Source organism: Flavobacterium xizangense (assembly GCF_054075145.1).
On record NZ_JBSIPG010000004.1, the window covers coordinates 218398 to 235086 of the forward strand.

Consider the following 16689-nt stretch of genomic DNA (forward strand, 5'->3'; position numbering starts at 1 on the left):
GGATGTGTGAGGGATAGAGGCGGTATCCTTTTGCGAAATGAAATGGAGCAAAAGATATAGCCGAAAGCCCGACCCGGAGGGACACACCCAAATTGTTCTTATTTAATTTTTTGAGTTTTTTTTTGAAACACATAGAGACATGGTTCTTAATAGTTTGTCATTCCGAGGAACGAGGAATGACAAGATTGTGCTGACTATGTTTGGTCATGCAGGTGAAACGCTTTTATGCGTAATGAAAACTATGTCTCTATGTGTTTAAAAAGAGAATTATTTCAATTTTGAAATTGCCTGATTGATAAATTCCAATTCTGAAGCTGATAAATCGAAATCCATTGTTTTAGCGTTTGAAACAGCTTGTTCTGCGTTTCTTGCGCCTGCCAAAACTATTGAAATTCCTTTTTGTAATGTTGTCCAGCGCAGCACTAATTGCGAAATCGAAATGTGTTTGGCGTTTGCCAAAGAACTTAATTCTTCGATTAAAGTTTTTACTTTTTGAAGATCGAATTGTCCGAAATAACCATTTCTGTGATCGTTTTCTTTTAATTTGCTGTCTGTGAAGTATTTTCCGGTCAATAAACCTCTTTCCATTGGGCTGTAAGCAATGATTCCGATGTTTTCTGCAACTGTAAACGGAATTAAATCGGCTTCAATTTTACGATTTAACATACTGTAAGCAACTTGATTTGAAGCAATTTGAACTGTTTTTTGCGCTTCCTGAATTTGAGGGACGTTGTAATTGCTCACTCCGAAAGCTCTGATTTTTCCTTGCTGGATTAAAGTTTCAACAGCTTCCATAGTTTCAGAAATTGGAGTAGTGGAGTCTGGCCAGTGAATTTGCAATAGATCAATGTAATCTGTCTGTAGACGTTTTAAGCTTTCTTCAACTTCTTTAATTACGTTTGCTTTTGATGAATATTTATAAATCGGGAGTTTTTTCCCGTTATCTTCGGCATCAAAAAAGAAATCACCTTTTCCGTTGTTGCTGCCATCCCAAACTAAACCAAATTTAGTAAGTAACTGAATTTTTGAACGATCCTGACCTTTAATTGCTTCGCCAATCATTTCTTCACTTAAACCAAAACCATAAAAAGGAGCAGTATCAATTGTAGTAACGCCGTGGTCGATCGATGCGTGAACTGAAGCGATTGAATCTGCTTTTTCATTTCCGCCCCACATAGTTCCTCCAATGGCAAAAGCACCGTAAGTTATGGCTGATAATTGAAGATCTGAATTGCCTAATTTTCTATATTCCATAATGTTGTATTTTTAAATCTTAAATTTCACTTGGCAAAATTATACCATTTTTAAGACTGTAAACTTGTATATATTTGTCTTTTTTATGTAAATTTGCAACTTCAAATAATTTACGACTCATGAAAAAAGAAAATTTATACGAACCGTTTACCGTTTCCTTTGAAACTTTAGATGAATATCCAGATGTTGGAGATCGCCATAATTTCTTTGAATTGGTTTATATCCTAAACGGAACAGGAAGGCAGTGTATCAATAAAAATATTTTTGAATATGATGCCGGACATATGTTTTTATTAACTCCGGAGGATTGTCACAATTTTACGATTGAGACCAAAACGAAGTTTTTCTTTTTAAGGTTTAATGATATTTATTTGAAGAATTCCAGTTTACAGAATGAAAATATTCAGCGATTGGAATATATTTTGCAGAATGCGAATCATCAGCCAGGTTGTATTTTGAAAAATGACGCCGATAAATGTTTGGTGAAGGTGATGGTGGAAGCGATTTGCCGTGAGCATCAGGATAAAGATGTTTACAATCAGGAATTGATTCAACAATTGGTAAATACACTTATTATTATTGTTGCCCGAAATATTGCTAAATATTTACCAGAGCAGGTAAATGTGGGAACTGAAGCTAAAGCAATGGATATTTTGCAATATATCCAGACGAATATTTATTATCCGGAAAAGATTAAAGCAGAATCTATCAGTGATTATTTCGGAATTTCAAATACGTATTTAGGACGCTATTTTAAAAAACATGCTGATGAAACGATGCAGCAATATATCAGCAATTATAAAACAAAATTGATTGAACATCGTTTGCAGTTTAGTGATAAACGTATCAACGAAATTGCTTATGAATTTGGTTTTACGGATGAAAGCCATTTTAATAAGTTCTTCAAGAAACAAAAAGGGAATAGCCCTTCTGAGTTTAGAAAGACGATTCGTGTTAGTGCGTAAATAATGAGGCGATTTTTTGCCACAGATTATTGGATTAGAAATTATTTTAATCTGTGTTAATCTGTAAATCAGTGGCCAAAAACTATATAATCTTCTTAATCACACGAAGTTTGTGCGTGTGTTTGTTTATTTCAGGATTATAAATTCCAGTGTGGTCTAAACGGTCAATACGAACTTTTCCACTTGCGTGGATAATGTAATTATTTTCCATTATGATGCCTACATGGGTAATGTTTCCTTCGTCATTGTCAAAAAAGGCTAAATCTCCCGCTTCACTTTCTTCAATAAAACTTAATGGGTCACCTTCAAGTGCTTGTTGCGAAGCATCTCTGTGAATTTTATATCCATTTAATTTGTAGACCATTTGTGTAAAGCCTGAACAGTCGATGCCAAAAGGTGTTTTTCCTCCCCATAAATAAGGTGCATTCAGGTACATAAAGGCAGTGTTTATAATAGCGCTTTTTGGTTTGATACCGCTGGTTTTGGTTCCTTCAAAATCGAAATTTGAAGTATTGATTTCGCTATTATTTAAAAATGATAAAGAAGCTCCAAGCGGAATTGGAAGCAATAAATTATCTGGTGCCGTGATATAATCAATTAAGTCAGCATTTAAAATTATTGCTTCTTTACTCAACTGATTAAAATTGGCTTCAGAAATTACCTGATATTGTTTAGAATCGACCCAGCCAATATAGTCGTCAAATTGAATTTTAATTTTAGCCCATTGATTTTGGCGTTCTAAAATTTCGATATGTTCGCCAAACAAAAGTTGTGTAACGATTTCACTTCTGTCACTTGGTTCAGATCGAACGGGTACTATAGCTAAATTGCAAATTCCGAACATTTAAGGTGATTTATAAGTTTAAAATTAGGAGCTAAAAAGCTATAGCTCCTAATTTTGTATGATATTATTTAAGCTCTTTCGATAACAATTGCAGATGCACCGCCACCGCCATTGCAAATTGCAGCAGCTCCGATTTTTGCATTGTTTTGTTCTAAAACATTGATTAAAGTTACGATAATTCTAGCGCCTGAAGCTCCAAGAGGATGTCCTAATGAAACAGCTCCACCATTTACGTTTACTTTATCATTGTCAAGATTTAAGATTTTTGAATTGGCTAAACCAACTACAGAGAAAGCTTCGTTAAATTCAAAATAATCAACATCTGAAATTGAAATTCCTGCTTTGTCTAACGCTTTTGGTAATGCTTTAGCAGGACTTGTTGTAAACCATTTTGGTTCTTGTGCAGCATCAGCATAGCCTTTTATGTAAGCTAAAGGTTTTAAGCCTAATGCGTTTGCTTTTTCTTCAGACATTAAAACCAAGGCAGCGGCTCCGTCATTAATTGTTGAAGCATTCGCAGCGGTAACAGTTCCGTCTTTTGTAAAAACTGGAGCTAAAGATGGAATTTTATCTAATTTAACATTAGTATATTCTTCGTCTTTAGAAAATATGATGGGTTCACCACGTCTTTGTGGAACTTCAACAGGAACAACTTCATTGTCGAATTTTCCAGCATCCCAGGCTTTTGCACTTCTTTCGTAAGACTGAATTGCGAAAGTATCTTGTTCTTCACGGCTAATGTTGTATTCAGTTGCACATAAATCAGCGCAAACTCCCATTGCGTTGTTATCGTAAGCATCTGTCAAACCATCTTTTTGCATTCCGTCAAGCATAGTAGCTGGTCCGAATTTATTTCCGGCACGCATTTGTACGTAATGAGGAATCAAGCTCATGCTTTCCATTCCTCCAGCTACTACAATTTCAGCATCTCCGCAGGCAATTGATTGTGCAGCGAACATTACAGCTTTCATTCCAGAAGCACAAACTTTGTTTACTGTTGTTGCGGCAACTTCTTCAGACAAACCGGCAAAAAGTGCTGCCTGGCGTGCCGGAGCTTGTCCAACACCTGCCTGGATTACATTACCCATAAAAACTTCATCAACTAATTTTGGGTCTAGGTTAATTTTTTGAAGGGCTCCCTTTATAGCGGCAGCGCCTAATTTTGGTGCGGGTACGGTAGATAACCCTCCCATGAAACTTCCGATAGGTGTTCTAACGGCAGAAACGATAACAACTCTTTTGTTCATTTTCTGTTAATATTAGTTATCTAGCAAATTTACTCTTTATTTGAATAAATTCAAATTTTGTATCAAATAGGGTGATTTTAAATTTACGATGAAATTTTTGTTAATTCTATTTGTTTGATTGTGAAGTGTTTTAGAAAAAAGATAAAAAAAACTTTAAAAAAAGCGCAAAAATAGTTGTGAGATATGGAATGTTGTCTTACATTTGCAACCGCAAAACAGAACACGTTTCTTGAGCTTGGAGAGGTGCCAGAGCGGTAATGGAGCAGATTGCTAATCTGTCGACGGGTAACCGTCGCCAGGGTTCGAGTCCCTGTCTCTCCGCTTAAATTTTGCCTTCGGGGTGTAGCGTAGCCCGGTTATCGCGCCTGCTTTGGGAGCAGGAGGCCGCAGGTTCGAATCCTGCCACCCCGACAAAACTTTTCCATAAGTTTAAAAAGAAATGGACGCATAGCTCAGCTGGATAGAGCACCTGCCTTCTAAGCAGGCGGTCGAAGGTTCGAATCCTTCTGCGTTCACACTTAAACCTCTTGAATTTCAAGGGGTTTTTTGTTTTTAATACTTTTTTATTTTTATATTTACCACCACAAAACGCCACTTTTTATAACTAAATCACGGATTTTTCACGGATGAAAATTGAAATAAAGCTGCTAACTGCTAAAAAAGAAACTGCTGAAGGTTATCCTTTAGTTGTTGAAATTTCACACCAAAATAAGCGTAAACAAAAGACTTTGTGTTTTTGTAAAGAAAAACATTTTTTACGTGATGGTAAAACGGTTTCTTCAAAGCATCCTGATTACGATGTGATTGCGCCTATTTTGATGGATTTGAAAATTAAGGCAAAGAAAATGATAATTCTCGGTTACACTGATGTTGAGAAATCGTTTAGTGAATTGTTTGCAATTGATTTTTCGGAAATTTCTTTTTTAGATTATGCCGAGACGTTAATAGGGGAAATGAAAGATTTAGCGGCGCGTTTTGGAAAATCTAATGATCTTAAATCAAAAAATAAGTTGCTTGGAACGGTGAAGGTTTATGAAAATGCAATTTCTCAATTTAAGCCTTTCGCTGGTTCTGTGACACTAAAAAACATCAATTATGAGGTTTTAATGCGTTTTAGGAGTTATCAAATGGGGCTTGGAAATTCAAAAAGTACAGTTCATTTGTATTTAAGGACTTTGCGTGCAATTTATAATAAAGGAATTTTGATTCATAAATTACCGGATGAAAAACCGTTTACTGGTGTGTTTGCGCAATTGAAAACTAATTCTTTTAGCAGTAAAAAGAAATACCTGGATGAAGGTACTATCAAACGCCTTGAAATGTTGAATTTAAAATCAGAGAAACAAAAATATGTTGATCTTTTTTTGCTTCAATTCTATTTTGGTGGTTGTGATTTGATTGATCTATATTATTTGAATAAGAAGCAGATTAGAAGAGGTCGTGTAATTTTTGAACGAACAAAAACGAATACCGGAACTAGGATTGACTTAAAAGTGCATCCTAAAGCGCAGGCATTACTTAATAAATTTATCAGTCAAGATGAAAATGTATTTCCTTTTAAAAAAGATAGGGATGCATATGAAACATTTAGGAGAACTTACCAACGTGCTTTAATATACGTTCAGGAAAAGTGTAAAATTGATGTTTTGCCTGATGGCGGTAACATCGGTGTTAAAGTCGCACGTCATACTTTCGCAACTTTGGGAAAAAATAAAATGATTGATCCTGATATATTACGCGAATTAATGGGTCATGAGCGTGACGATGTTGATAATTACTATAAAGACAGATATCCTGAAAAGGTTAGGGATGATGCATTGTATAAAATAATCGATCCAACTAGCTGTGTGGAATAATTTCTTTAATTTCACCTATTTCTAAAGCTGATTCAATATCTACATACACTGGCAATCCGTATCCTTTGAATAAGGCATAGGTCTTGAAACCTCTCGTTTTGTTGCCTACTGTCTTAAGTTTGTTAATTACTGCCTTGGAATTTGCTAAAACTGTGCCAGCTGGAGTGTTTGCTTGTGAAATAAATAAAAAATCACGTCCGTTTGCTGGCATTCCTATCGATAGTGTGTCGCCTATAGCAATTATATTGCCGTTTTTAGATTCGTACTCTTTGAAATTGCTTTCTGAGGTAATTTTGTTATATACTGCTTTTTGTGAAAAAACCGCGCAACTGAAAAATAATAAACATAGTGTTAGTTTCATTGTGAATATTTTTCATTAAAAATAGGAAAATTATTCTAAATCAAAAAAGTTTTCAAATTCAATATTATTTTTTCGTAAAAGATTCTGAAGTCTTATAACTTCAAAAATTAGTTTTTCTGACCTGTGTTTGCATTCGACCAATTCTCTAAGGTCGCTTTCATTCTTCTTTAACGGTTCTGTTGCTGGTTCTTCCACGGTGTAAATCTGTGTATTATTTGTATTGTAATTTTTACCTGTTTGTTTGGTTTCTAGGTAAAGTATAATTGCATTTAATGAGTTTTCCTGTGGATTTTTAGAAGTTCCGTTAATAATTCTAAGCACTCCTGCCTCTGTTAATGTAGTGTTTTTGGCAATATCATAGGCGGTTACTTCCATTTCTTTAACTTTTTCCAATACAAATTTAAGTTTTTCTTTCTTGGTTAATCCGTACATAATCAGGTAGTTAGAATTTAATTATTGTTAAATATTGTTATATTTTTAATTAGTATAGTATTTGTATAGTATAAATAGCTATATTTGTATAGTAATAATTCACAGAATTTATTAATGCAAATATACAAAAGCTATGCCAAATGAAGTAGATGTAAAATTAAAACAGCGTGAATCTAAAACTCTAAAACGTTTTGAATCTGCGGCAAAACAATCTGTTTTATTGAAAAGTTTTTTTGAAAAAGGTTTCAAATCTTATGATGCTTTTTTTGCAATTGTTAAGAATTACTATCCTGAGATTTCAGATAACCGGTTGTGGGATTTTTGGCATATCAGAATTTTAGATGATGAGATTTATGAAAAATTAACGATTGTTTTTGATAAACTAAAATCTGAATAATGGGTGCGGAAAAATACATAAAAGCAAATGAATTTATAGACCACTTAAAATCTCAGGGATTGGTAATTGTATCTATAAGTGATTATGAAGCGGCGAAGGAACTTAAACGGCGAAAATTGATGAAACGAAAAGCGTTGTCTTTGGCTGAAATCGCTGATAATAATTTGCTTCCCGTGACTACAAAAAAAGGTGTAAATGACTGGATTTTGTCGGGTAAAATAAAGCCTGATGAAACTTTTAGGGAGGAATCAGGGAAACAAAGAGTAATGGTTTTAACTAGTGCAATTAAAAGGTTAGGTTATGAAAATTAACAACGGTGAATTATTTCTAATCAGCGAAGCTGAGCAAAAAGTAATCAATGAAATCGAGGTAAAAGATACTTTGATTTGTGGAAGTGTCACACGTGTTTGTGATCCTGAAGATATGTTTGATGTTGTTGAACAATGTAAAATTTGTGGAATATGGATTTAATTGAAACTTTGGACTGCATCCTGTATGCATGTGTTTTTATTTGTGTAATCATGCTTATTGCGTTGATAATTACATACAAAGATTACCGTGAAACTAAAAAGTTTCGAAATGAAAATAAAAACAACTATAAAAAAAGAGGTGAAAAATGGAATGGTTAATAAATATTGGTTGTCTGATTCTTGGTGCGCTTGGAGTTCTTGTTTTTCTAGTCATTGTATGGTTTGTTATTGGAATGGGTAAAGCAATGATAGGTATATTTTTCACGAGAAAAAGTGTTGATAGGAATTTCATTAGTCACGAAGACATTGTTAAAAAGAGTAATTAATAACAACTAAATATAAGCAAATGGAAAAACAAATTTTACAAGGTGTAACGCCTGAAGAAAGAATCCAGCAATTGCGTGATTCTGCTGATAGAGTTGAAGAGTTTTCGTATCCTCGAGAATTGGGTATTGGTGAAATTCAGGATTTACAATCGTCGTTATCTCAGGATATGATAACTGTTGATCGGGAAGATCAAAAGCTGAAAGTAGCAAAGGAGGTTTATAAATCGGCTACTAAGCCAATTAAGCAGGATATTGCTTCAAAACTGCAAAAGATTCGTTCACAAGTGGAGGAAGTTAAAGAAAACGTCTATCTCTTGAAAGATGTTGAGGAAAATAAAATGGGTTACTATTCTAAAGAAGGTAATCTAGTTTTTGAGCGTGCTCTTCGTCCTGACGAACAGCAATTTAGTATTAACGAACATTTAAGAAAAGCACAGTAATTATGAAAGAAAAAGAAAATTTAGAGCCAGCGCCAAATTTTACGAAAGGTGGGATTGTCGGTAAATCTATTTTGGAAACCCTATCAGAAAATTTTAGGGCTCGAGAAATAACAATTTTGGAAGGAAAGGCTGAACCAGTATTTCACAAAAAAAGTATTAATGTAAGTGGTGGGTCAATAAATTCAGCTTTTGAGTATTTGTCAAAAAAAGTTGTGAATCCTGAAATTATTGAGCATTCGAAAATTGAATTCTGTTATGATAAATTGTATATCAATTTGCTTTATGATGCGAGACAAAGAGACCCTGATTTGATTCAAGGTAGTTTGAAACTGCATCCTGATTTATTGAAGTTTAATATAAACTCAGGTAAAGCGTATGGAACTTATGAGCTTTCTGATTTTATTAAAATGAACCGTCATTATTTTGAGAATAAAGAGTATGCAATGAAACTCGTTTCTCAACTGCGTGATTTTGAAGGTAAAGTAAGTCGTGATTTGGAGCAAAAGGCTGATGATCGTGGGAATAAACGCGCTCTGATTAATCAAGTTGTAGAATCGAATATTCCGGCAAGTTTTATTTTGGAACTCCCTGTTTTTGTTGGTCAGAGCAAAATTAGATTGGAAGTTGAAGTAAGTATTAACGCGTCTTTTGAATGTACCCTTATTTCTCCTGATCTTAAAGAGTTGATTGATATTAAATCTAAAGAAATATTAGGTGAGCAACTGAAACTTATTAAGGAGTTGCATCCTGAATTAAAGGTTTTCGAATTGTAACATTATTGTTTATGAAAACAATCACTTTTGATAACGAAAAAGCAAAAGCTGTAGAAAAGGCAGTGTCAGAGGTGTTTGATTGCCGAGTGTCTGAAATTGTGAGTTTGAAAGATACTCTCGTTAAGAAAGTGGTTGTTTTTATTTTGTTTAAAACTGAGAATTATTGTGCTCGAGTTTTGGGTGTGAATTATCAGATTTCGTATTTGTATGTTCCAACGGTTGTTGCTGAAATGGAAAATATGAAAAAAGTTGTTCCTGGATTCGAATTGAAAATTAATAATGTATATGAACGAATTAAAAATTTATTGGATTGATCTTTTTTGCGGTGCTGGTGGCACTTCATCGGGAATACATTTGGCAAATCCTAATACTTCGGTCTTAGCTTGTGTTAATCATGATAAAAATGCTATAAAATCTCATTTCGAAAATCATCCTAATGCGCATCATTTTACTGAAGATATTCGTGATTTTAAAGTGGTTGTAAAGCTAAAAAAGTTAGTTGATGAAATTCGTCTAAGTGATCCTTATGCAATTATCTCTATATGGGCATCATTGGAGTGTACTAATTTTTCAAAGGCTAAAGGAGGGCAATCTCGTGACGCTGATAGTCGAACGCTGGCGGAGCACATGTTTATGTATTTGCTTGATATAAATCCTGACTATTTTTGGGTTGAAAATGTAAGGGAATTTATGTCGTGGGGTCCATTGGATGAAAAAGGAAAACCAGTATCGAAAACTGAAGGGAAAGATTATTTGAAATGGGTTGATGATATACGATCTTTTGGTTATAGGTTTGATTGGAGAATTTTAAATTCAGCTAATTATGGTGCTTATCAATCAAGAGAAAGGTTGTTTTTACAATTCGCGAAACATGATTTTCCGATTTCCTGGCCTGAACAAACTCATACAAAAGATAAATTAGATAGTCCTTTGTTTCCAATGGAAAAATGGAAACCAGTACGTGAGGTGTTAGACTTGCATGATGAAGGTGTAAGTATTTTTCAAAGAAAAAAGAATCTTTCTGAAAATACATTAAAACGTATTTATGCAGGACTTGAAAAATTCGTTGCAAAAGGCGATGATAAATTTTTGAAGAAATATTTTGCAGGAAGACCAAAAGGTAAAGTTAATTCAATAGATAATCCAGCGGGAACTGTCACAACTGTAGGTGGTCAGGCTTTGGTATCGATAACAAATACAGCTTCACATTTGTCAACATATTATGGGAATTTCGGTTTACATTCTATTGATAATCCATCGCCGACAATAACTACTAAAGATCGAGTTACAAAAATTGATGTGAATTTTATTGATCAACAGTACGGTACTGGTTGCGCAACATCTATAGAAAAACCAATAGGAACTCTTACAACAATTCCAAAATTTAATCTGATCAATGCGCAGCAATATATTTTCAATCCGGCGTGGGGTGGAAATAATGGAAGTATTGATAATCCGTGTTGTACAATCGTTGCGAGGCAAGATAAAGCTTCATTGTATTTGGTTTCTACTGAATTAGGGCGAATTGCTATTCCAATTTATGAAAATGATTCTGAAACTATGATTTCCATTAAGGAATTTATGGTTGTTTATGGGATTATTGATATAAAAATGAGAATGTTAAATATACCTGAACTTAAACAAATTCAAGGATTTCCGAAAGATTATAAACTAATTGGAAATCAAACAGAGCAAAAAAAATTCATTGGTAATGCTGTTGAAGTTAATCAGGCTAAAGCATTAGTCTCAAATCACTATAAATCATTGCAGGATCATTTTATTAAGGTTGCTGTATAAAAAACAAATAAATGGATCAGCCAAATTTTTATGCTGTCATTCCGGCTAATGTCCGTTATGATCAGAATTTAAAACCTAACGCAAAATTGCTGTACGGTGAAATAACTGCTTTGTGCAATACTTCGGGTTTTTGCTGGGCTGGAAACGAATATTTTGCTAAGCTGTATAAAGTAGATCAAAAGACGGTTTCTCGTTGGATTTCTGACCTCGAAAAAGGGGGATATATTTCTGTTGAAGTTATTAAAAAGGATGGTAATAAAAGGAAGCTTTTTCTTTCAGGTTCTTTGGCTCAAGTAGTGACAAAAAAATCACGAGGTAGTGACAAAAAAATCACTAGCCTATTGACAAAAAAATCACAACCTAGTGACGAAAAAATCACTCCTTATATAAGGAATAATAATACATCTAATAATACAATTAAAAATACAGAGAATAAAGAACAAACTGCTCTCGCTTTTTTTGAAGAGAATTATCCTTCAAGATTTGAAATTATGATGATGCATTTTAGAAAGCAAATTCATGACTACGAAAAATTTGTTCAAATTTTTGAAGCAAAAGTTTTAAAAGAAAAGTTAGAGTTTGATGGTGATGTGATTGAAGGACGTTTTAGAGAGTTTGCTGTAAACTGGATTTCTAATCAAGATAGATTTGACGGAAAAGTGATTGAGTTAAAAGCTGAAGTAAAACAGGAAAAAATAGGAGGTTTCTAAAATGGAAAACTTTAAAAATGTAAAAGAAATCAAAGTGGAAAAAACTAAGATAATCGATTTGGAAAAAGGGAAGTTACCGCCACAATGTGTTGATATTGAATGTGCTGTTTTAGGTGCTATGTTAATTGATCCAAAAGGTGTAGATGAGGCTTTATCGATTATTTCTAAACCTGATGTATTTTATAAAGATGCTCATAAATATATTTTCGAAGCAATATTGAGCTTGTATAATGCTGGTAATCCAATTGATTTGTTAACTGTTGGTTCTGAGCTTAGGAAATTAGGTAAATCAACTGAAGCTGGAGGAGATTTTTATTTGATAGAGTTGACACAAAAAATTGCATCTGCTGCGCATATTGATTATCACTGTAGACTGATTATTCAAAAGTTTATGGCAAGGCAAACAATCGCTTTTTCGAGTACAATTATAGCTTTAGCTTACAATGACACAACTGATATTTTTGAATTGATGCAACGTTGGCAATCAGAGTTTGATAAAGTTCAGGATTTTATTTCTACCGGTCGTGAAACAATGTCATTGCCAACTGCTTTACAAAGTCTTAAGCAATCTATTGAGCTTTTAACTGCTAATAAGGAAGAGGTTAAAATGGTTGGTATTCCAACTGGTTACAGGCGAATTGATAAGTACACAGCTGGTTATCGTGAACAAGATTTAGTGATTATAGCAGCTCGTCCTGGAATGGGTAAGACGGCTTATGTTTTGAAAACGGCAATTGAAAACTGTAAGGTTGGTAATCCGGTTGGAATGATTTCTTTGGAAATGTCTATGATGCAGTTGACGGCTAGAGTTGTAGCGATTGATACTCAATTTCACATGAATCAATTATTGAAAAAAGGATTTGATAAACCTGAGTATTTTATTACTTACAACGGGCATCAAGACAGGATTAAGAACTATCCTTTTTATGCTGATGATTCAGGAAAAACTGATATAAGTGATATTGTAATTCAGGCTAAAACATGGAAGCGTAAGTACGGAATTAAGTTGCTTGTGATTGATTATTTGCAGCTTATGACTGACAGATCAATTAAGGGAAATAATCGTGAGAATGAGATTTCTTCTATATCAAGAAGATTGAAGAGGCTGGCTAAAGAATTGGATATTCCTGTCATTGCTCTTTCTCAATTGTCTAGAGCTGTAGAAACTCGTGGATCTAGCAAACGACCGATGTTATCTGACTTACGTGAGAGTGGCGCGATTGAACAAGATGCGGATATTGTACAGTTCTTATACCGTCCGGCTTATTATAAAATTGATGTTGATGCGAGTGATTATGATGATTCAATGAGAGCGGTTATTGAAGCTGGCGCAGATTCTGAAGTGATCTTTGCAAAGTATCGAGGCGGTGCGACAAACATGACAATGCTTAAATGGGTTGGTGATAAGACAAAATATGTTGATGTTGAATGTCCTGAAGATATGAAAGATGATGGAATTGATAATGAAGAACCTAAAGCATTGCCTGTTGTTTCGCCTAACGAAGCGTTTGATGTGGCTAGTGATTCGGTCTCGGATGATAAAGATACACCGTTTTAATCATGGCAAGATCTGCAAAAAAAGTAAATCGTAGCTGGGTGAAGCCTAGTGTTGCGTTTGGTAGAGAAGATAAAGACGATGAATTTTATAACTCTCGACGTTGGAGAAACTTTCGTAAGTCATACTTAGAAACGAATCCTTTATGTGTTCATTGTGAGAAAGATGGTTATGTGACTGCGGCAACTGTAGCAGATCATAAGATAAGAATGAAGGCGGGCGGTGAAGCGTTCGAAGAAAGCAATATTCAAGCATTATGCGAAAAATGTCATAATAGAAAATCTGCTGCTGAAAGCAGGGGTATGGGGTAAAATCTCTAGCGGACGTGCATAGCGTACATCGCTGTTAAGTCAAGATTTTACTCGGAGTTAAAAAAGTGAGGGGGGGTTAAAGTTTAAAATAGTTAAGTTATGGATAATCTAGAAGTTGTATCGATTGGGAAAGGAAAAGACACTTTAATGCAAGTGCCTACACCGCCAAAATATCTAACGGATTCGGCTAAAAAACATTACAAGTTTATGGGAAATGTTTTAGCTAAAAATGACCGTATGAAAGAAACATATTTAAATGCCTTAGAAATTTATGCTGAAGCAATGGCGCAATTTCAATTCGCTCTCGAGCGTATGAAAGAAAAAAATAAAAAAGAATTTGGAACGGGTTACATCCAAACTTTTAAATCCGGTGCAAGTAATATTTCGGTTGAGCTTACTTTAAAAAATGATGCAGCCGACACTTTAATGAAATGTTTCAAGCTTTTTGGTTTAGATCCAAAATCTGACAAAGAATTAAAGTTAACGGGTGATCCGGCTCAAACTGATTTGTTCGATGCTTTCTTGAAAGCAAGTCACGGATAATAAAAAATTTCGGTCATGGAAATCGATAAAAAAACCAAGGCAAAGATTATTCTAAAATGGCGTTTCAGCAAATTAAACTCGATTCCGTCTATTGCTCAGCAATTCAATTTATCTCAGCAAAAAGTAAATAAAATTATAAATGACTATTTATCACCTAAAAACAAAAATTTATGAAAACAGAGTTGAAAAATCAAATTCGGATTCATCCTGATTTTAAGAAAGCAATTTTAGCTGTAAACAATCTTAATGTTGCTTTACAAAAAGAAGGTTTATGTCAAGCATTAGAAGAGTTCAGAATCGCTTTAAGCAAACATGATAATCGTTCAATATTCGAAAAGTTTTATGATTCAGTATCAGAATTCCTTTTCGGTGGACAGTCATTTTTTACGAAAAGCATAAATAGCCTTTAATATGGGAAATACACACAACAAAGTGTCACCTTACACAGGAGTAGGTTGGCACAAAGAAACTCAAAAATGGCGTTCCAGCGTCACCGAAAAAAATATTAGATACGAGTGCGGTTATCATGATACCGACCGTGAAGCAGCAAAAGCACGTGATCTCAAAATCCTTGCTTTAGGATTAAAAAAACCTTTGCAAATTTTAAAACCAGCGGCATGATATTATCTTTTAAAACAAAAATTAATGATAAGCCAACTTTGTTTGTAGAGAAAATTTGGCAGTCTTTTTCAGATGATTTTACAATAGATCATTTCGATACATTCGATTTTGAAAGTAATTATTTATTTAACGAAGATGCAGTCGATTTTTCAGGAAAATTGCACACGATACGTGAAGATTTAAAAAACCGTTGGAAAAAAGGAAATAAAATCGACTTCTTTATAAATGCACGTCAACCTGATATGTTTCGTTTTGCTCCTGTTGTTCCGGTTATTGAAATTCAAAATATAGAATTTCTTTGGAATAAAGGTTTTGTAGATACTGTTAGTATTTATATTGATGGTGAGTGTTATGTTCAAAATTACGGTATAGAATTTAATAGCTCAAGTCAACGTCAGGAAAGAATGGAAAATTTAGCAACAAACGATGGTTTTGATTCTGTTGAAGATTTTTTAAAATATTTCAATGCAGATTTTAAGGGAAAAATTATCCACTGGACAAACTTCAAATATTAAATGTTATGGAATCAAACATTAAAACTCCTGAAGAAATTCAAAAACTTAAAGAAGGTTGGCTACATGATCCAATTTGGGATATTTACGAAACTGAAGGATTTGAGATGCATAAAAAAGAACTTAAGGAATTTCAAGTAAAGGTCGAAGCTGAATGGGCGGAGAGAAAAAATAGGAAGCTACTTGAGAGGGCTGAGAAAATGGGAATTTCTAAAAACTTAAAGCTAGCTGAATATATTTTGAAATTGGAAATGAACATTGATTTTCAAAATGAAAAAATAGAAAAGCTTATGTCTAAAATTAATCGTTAAAACAATAAAAATAACTATGGCACTAAAATCAGACAACCCAACAAACGCGAAAATAAATCAAAACTTTATCATACGAGTTTTAGAAAATCCGAAGCAAAATCATGTTAAAAACACAAAATTAACCTCTGCAAACAAACTTTCGAACTACCTAAAAGATGAAAAACTTAAAATAAAGCTTTTTAAGAAGATATTATTCGGTGAGGCAGATAAATATGTGTTCAACATAAGAAATCGCCTTAGAATTGAAATTCAGTCAAAATAACTTTTTAAACAACAAATCATGAAAGAATTTTTAAGAGAATTCCCTTTAATCGGGGTGGTATTGCTGGTAATAATTTCTTTAGTTGCTTTTGTCAGTATTGATTTAAGTTTTGGTTCAAAAACAACCTTTACTGGAATTGTAATTGATAAACGTCACCAATCCGAATCTTATAGAACCGGCACTAGTTATGTTTATACAAACAAAGGTACTGCAATGGTGACATCGAGTGAAAGAACTCCTGAAGTCTATCAATTGTTGGTTCGAACTTCTAGCGGTGAAGTTGTGAAAGTGGAATGTGATGCAACTTTATGGTATAACAAGAAACTAAACGAAAAAGTGAATTGTACAAGCTGGATCGGTTATATTTCAAAATCGTCTTGGCTAGATCGGGGTATTAATTGAACAACTCCCTAGGACTAACCTTCAAAGCACCACAAATTTTATGAAGTGTAACAATCTTAGCATTCGTTTCACCTCGTTCAATACGCCCGATTACATTTCTTGGAACGTCTGATTCCAATGAAAGATTTTCCTGAGATAAGTTTTTAGACAATCTAATCTCTCGCAATTTGTCGCCAACGGACTGAATAAATATTTTTTCGCTTTCTATCACGAGATAAAATTGCGGTAAACTTTTAAAATAAACCGACACTCGCGGGTGTCATTGGAAAGCTTTTTGATGCTATATATGACCAATTAACA

At 33.9% G+C, this 16689-nt stretch carries 28 protein-coding genes and 3 tRNA genes; 25 read left to right on the forward strand and 6 right to left on the reverse strand.

All coding sequences use genetic code 11. The annotated features are described in order from the left end of the window. Positions 1 to 267: 267 nt before the first annotated feature. Entirely contained in the window at positions 268 to 1254 is a 987-nt protein-coding gene (locus ACWA1B_RS12590; protein ID WP_456907376.1) for an aldo/keto reductase, read from the reverse strand. Positions 1255 to 1373: 119 nt separating this feature from the next. Here ACWA1B_RS12590 and ACWA1B_RS12595 point away from each other — a divergent pair, with 119 nt between their 5' ends. Further along, positions 1374 to 2219, forward strand: a complete 846-nt coding sequence (locus tag ACWA1B_RS12595) for an AraC family transcriptional regulator (protein ID WP_456907378.1) — start codon at positions 1374 to 1376, stop codon at positions 2217 to 2219. Between the two features lie 82 nt (positions 2220 to 2301). On the opposite strand, the gene ACWA1B_RS12600 is transcribed toward ACWA1B_RS12595, so the two are convergent. Together ACWA1B_RS12600 and ACWA1B_RS12605 are read right to left on the reverse strand one after the other, a co-directional pair. Next, positions 2302 to 3063, reverse strand: a complete 762-nt coding sequence (locus ACWA1B_RS12600) for a C40 family peptidase (protein WP_035647004.1) — start codon at positions 3061 to 3063, stop codon at positions 2302 to 2304. 68 nt (positions 3064 to 3131) lie between these two features. Further along, the gene (locus ACWA1B_RS12605; RefSeq protein ID WP_456907380.1) at positions 3132 to 4310 is read right to left on the reverse strand and encodes an acetyl-CoA C-acyltransferase; all 1179 of its coding nucleotides are present in this window, start codon (positions 4308 to 4310) and stop codon (positions 3132 to 3134) included. 237 nt (positions 4311 to 4547) lie between these two features. On the opposite strand from ACWA1B_RS12605, the gene ACWA1B_RS12610 reads away from it, so the two are divergent. The 4 genes from ACWA1B_RS12610 (at position 4548) to ACWA1B_RS12625 (ending at position 6166) form a co-directional block, all read left to right on the forward strand. Next, positions 4548 to 4631: transfer RNA gene (locus ACWA1B_RS12610), tRNA-Ser, on the forward strand. Positions 4632 to 4646: 15 nt separating this feature from the next. After that, a tRNA-Pro gene (locus tag ACWA1B_RS12615) sits at positions 4647 to 4721 on the forward strand. Between the two features lie 30 nt (positions 4722 to 4751). Further along, positions 4752 to 4825, forward strand: a tRNA-Arg gene (locus tag ACWA1B_RS12620). 111 nt (positions 4826 to 4936) lie between these two features. Then, positions 4937 to 6166: a tyrosine-type recombinase/integrase gene (locus ACWA1B_RS12625; protein ID WP_456907382.1), complete on the forward strand. Its 1230-nt coding sequence runs from the start codon at positions 4937 to 4939 to the stop codon at positions 6164 to 6166. Here ACWA1B_RS12625 and ACWA1B_RS12630 read toward each other — a convergent pair. Together ACWA1B_RS12630 and ACWA1B_RS12635 are read right to left on the reverse strand one after the other, a co-directional pair. Further along, complete coding sequence (locus tag ACWA1B_RS12630) at positions 6150 to 6527, reverse strand: hypothetical protein (RefSeq protein ID WP_456907384.1); 378 nt, start codon at positions 6525 to 6527, stop codon at positions 6150 to 6152. The two genes, ACWA1B_RS12625 and ACWA1B_RS12630, sit on opposite strands and share 17 nt — an antisense overlap. Positions 6528 to 6557: 30 nt before the next feature. Beyond that, the gene (locus ACWA1B_RS12635) at positions 6558 to 6959 is read right to left on the reverse strand and encodes a hypothetical protein (RefSeq protein WP_456907386.1); all 402 of its coding nucleotides are present in this window, start codon (positions 6957 to 6959) and stop codon (positions 6558 to 6560) included. A gap of 133 nt (positions 6960 to 7092) precedes the next feature. Here ACWA1B_RS12635 and ACWA1B_RS12640 point away from each other — a divergent pair, with 133 nt between their 5' ends. From ACWA1B_RS12640 to ACWA1B_RS12735, 20 genes are all read left to right on the forward strand, one after another. Continuing rightward, a complete protein-coding gene (locus tag ACWA1B_RS12640) occupies positions 7093 to 7356 on the forward strand; it encodes a hypothetical protein (protein WP_456907388.1) in 264 nt (87 codons plus the stop codon). Continuing rightward, positions 7356 to 7667 carry a hypothetical protein gene (locus tag ACWA1B_RS12645; RefSeq protein WP_456907390.1) on the forward strand — a complete coding sequence of 104 codons (312 nt, stop codon included), beginning with the start codon at positions 7356 to 7358 and terminating at the stop codon, positions 7665 to 7667. Before ACWA1B_RS12640 ends, ACWA1B_RS12645 begins: the two co-directional genes overlap by 1 nt. Continuing rightward, positions 7657 to 7827 carry a hypothetical protein gene (locus ACWA1B_RS12650; RefSeq protein WP_456907392.1) on the forward strand — a complete coding sequence of 57 codons (171 nt, stop codon included), beginning with the start codon at positions 7657 to 7659 and terminating at the stop codon, positions 7825 to 7827. Before ACWA1B_RS12645 ends, ACWA1B_RS12650 begins: the two co-directional genes overlap by 11 nt. Next, the gene (locus ACWA1B_RS12655) at positions 7818 to 7985 is read left to right on the forward strand and encodes a hypothetical protein (protein WP_456907394.1); all 168 of its coding nucleotides are present in this window, start codon (positions 7818 to 7820) and stop codon (positions 7983 to 7985) included. Before ACWA1B_RS12650 ends, ACWA1B_RS12655 begins: the two co-directional genes overlap by 10 nt. Then, positions 7973 to 8152, forward strand: coding sequence for a hypothetical protein (locus ACWA1B_RS12660; RefSeq protein ID WP_456907396.1), 180 nt, complete (start codon positions 7973 to 7975; stop codon positions 8150 to 8152). The genes ACWA1B_RS12655 and ACWA1B_RS12660 overlap by 13 nt, the downstream gene beginning before the upstream one ends. A 20-nt stretch (positions 8153 to 8172) precedes the next feature. Continuing rightward, positions 8173 to 8592, forward strand: coding sequence for a hypothetical protein (locus ACWA1B_RS12665; RefSeq protein WP_456907398.1), 420 nt, complete (start codon positions 8173 to 8175; stop codon positions 8590 to 8592). Positions 8593 to 8594: 2 nt separating this feature from the next. Beyond that, on the forward strand, positions 8595 to 9365 hold the full coding sequence (locus ACWA1B_RS12670) for a hypothetical protein (protein ID WP_456907400.1): 771 nt from the start codon (positions 8595 to 8597) through the stop codon (positions 9363 to 9365). Positions 9366 to 9376: 11 nt separating this feature from the next. Then, positions 9377 to 9679 (forward strand): hypothetical protein, encoded by a 303-nt coding sequence (locus ACWA1B_RS12675; RefSeq protein ID WP_456907402.1) that lies wholly within the window; start codon positions 9377 to 9379, stop codon positions 9677 to 9679. After that, positions 9651 to 11162 (forward strand): DNA cytosine methyltransferase, encoded by a 1512-nt coding sequence (locus ACWA1B_RS12680; RefSeq protein ID WP_456907404.1) that lies wholly within the window; start codon positions 9651 to 9653, stop codon positions 11160 to 11162. The genes ACWA1B_RS12675 and ACWA1B_RS12680 overlap by 29 nt, the downstream gene beginning before the upstream one ends. 11 nt (positions 11163 to 11173) lie before the next feature. Continuing rightward, the gene (locus ACWA1B_RS12685; RefSeq protein WP_456907406.1) at positions 11174 to 11872 is read left to right on the forward strand and encodes a helix-turn-helix domain-containing protein; all 699 of its coding nucleotides are present in this window, start codon (positions 11174 to 11176) and stop codon (positions 11870 to 11872) included. 1 nt (position 11873) lies between these two features. Continuing rightward, positions 11874 to 13430: a replicative DNA helicase gene (gene dnaB / locus ACWA1B_RS12690; RefSeq protein WP_456907408.1), complete on the forward strand. Its 1557-nt coding sequence runs from the start codon at positions 11874 to 11876 to the stop codon at positions 13428 to 13430. Positions 13431 to 13432: 2 nt separating this feature from the next. Then, positions 13433 to 13738 (forward strand): HNH endonuclease signature motif containing protein, encoded by a 306-nt coding sequence (locus tag ACWA1B_RS12695; RefSeq protein ID WP_456907410.1) that lies wholly within the window; start codon positions 13433 to 13435, stop codon positions 13736 to 13738. Positions 13739 to 13837: 99 nt separating this feature from the next. After that, the gene (locus ACWA1B_RS12700; RefSeq protein ID WP_035647369.1) at positions 13838 to 14281 is read left to right on the forward strand and encodes a P27 family phage terminase small subunit; all 444 of its coding nucleotides are present in this window, start codon (positions 13838 to 13840) and stop codon (positions 14279 to 14281) included. A gap of 15 nt (positions 14282 to 14296) precedes the next feature. Then, positions 14297 to 14455 (forward strand): hypothetical protein, encoded by a 159-nt coding sequence (locus ACWA1B_RS12705; protein WP_193745218.1) that lies wholly within the window; start codon positions 14297 to 14299, stop codon positions 14453 to 14455. Then, complete coding sequence (locus ACWA1B_RS12710; protein ID WP_456907413.1) at positions 14452 to 14691, forward strand: hypothetical protein; 240 nt, start codon at positions 14452 to 14454, stop codon at positions 14689 to 14691. The genes ACWA1B_RS12705 and ACWA1B_RS12710 overlap by 4 nt, the downstream gene beginning before the upstream one ends. 1 nt (position 14692) lies before the next feature. Further along, positions 14693 to 14902, forward strand: a complete 210-nt coding sequence (locus tag ACWA1B_RS12715) for a hypothetical protein (protein ID WP_456907415.1) — start codon at positions 14693 to 14695, stop codon at positions 14900 to 14902. Beyond that, positions 14899 to 15417: a hypothetical protein gene (locus tag ACWA1B_RS12720; protein WP_456907417.1), complete on the forward strand. Its 519-nt coding sequence runs from the start codon at positions 14899 to 14901 to the stop codon at positions 15415 to 15417. The genes ACWA1B_RS12715 and ACWA1B_RS12720 overlap by 4 nt, the downstream gene beginning before the upstream one ends. 5 nt (positions 15418 to 15422) lie before the next feature. Continuing rightward, the gene (locus tag ACWA1B_RS12725; RefSeq protein WP_456907419.1) at positions 15423 to 15725 is read left to right on the forward strand and encodes a hypothetical protein; all 303 of its coding nucleotides are present in this window, start codon (positions 15423 to 15425) and stop codon (positions 15723 to 15725) included. Between the two features lie 16 nt (positions 15726 to 15741). After that, a complete protein-coding gene (locus ACWA1B_RS12730; protein WP_456907421.1) occupies positions 15742 to 15987 on the forward strand; it encodes a hypothetical protein in 246 nt (81 codons plus the stop codon). A gap of 60 nt (positions 15988 to 16047) precedes the next feature. Then, positions 16048 to 16389, forward strand: coding sequence for a hypothetical protein (locus ACWA1B_RS12735; RefSeq protein ID WP_456907423.1), 342 nt, complete (start codon positions 16048 to 16050; stop codon positions 16387 to 16389). Here the strand turns inward: ACWA1B_RS12735 and ACWA1B_RS12740 are convergent. Beyond that, positions 16382 to 16639: a helix-turn-helix domain-containing protein gene (locus ACWA1B_RS12740; RefSeq protein ID WP_456907425.1), complete on the reverse strand. Its 258-nt coding sequence runs from the start codon at positions 16637 to 16639 to the stop codon at positions 16382 to 16384. The genes ACWA1B_RS12735 and ACWA1B_RS12740 overlap by 8 nt on opposite strands. Positions 16640 to 16689: the final 50 nt, after the last annotated feature.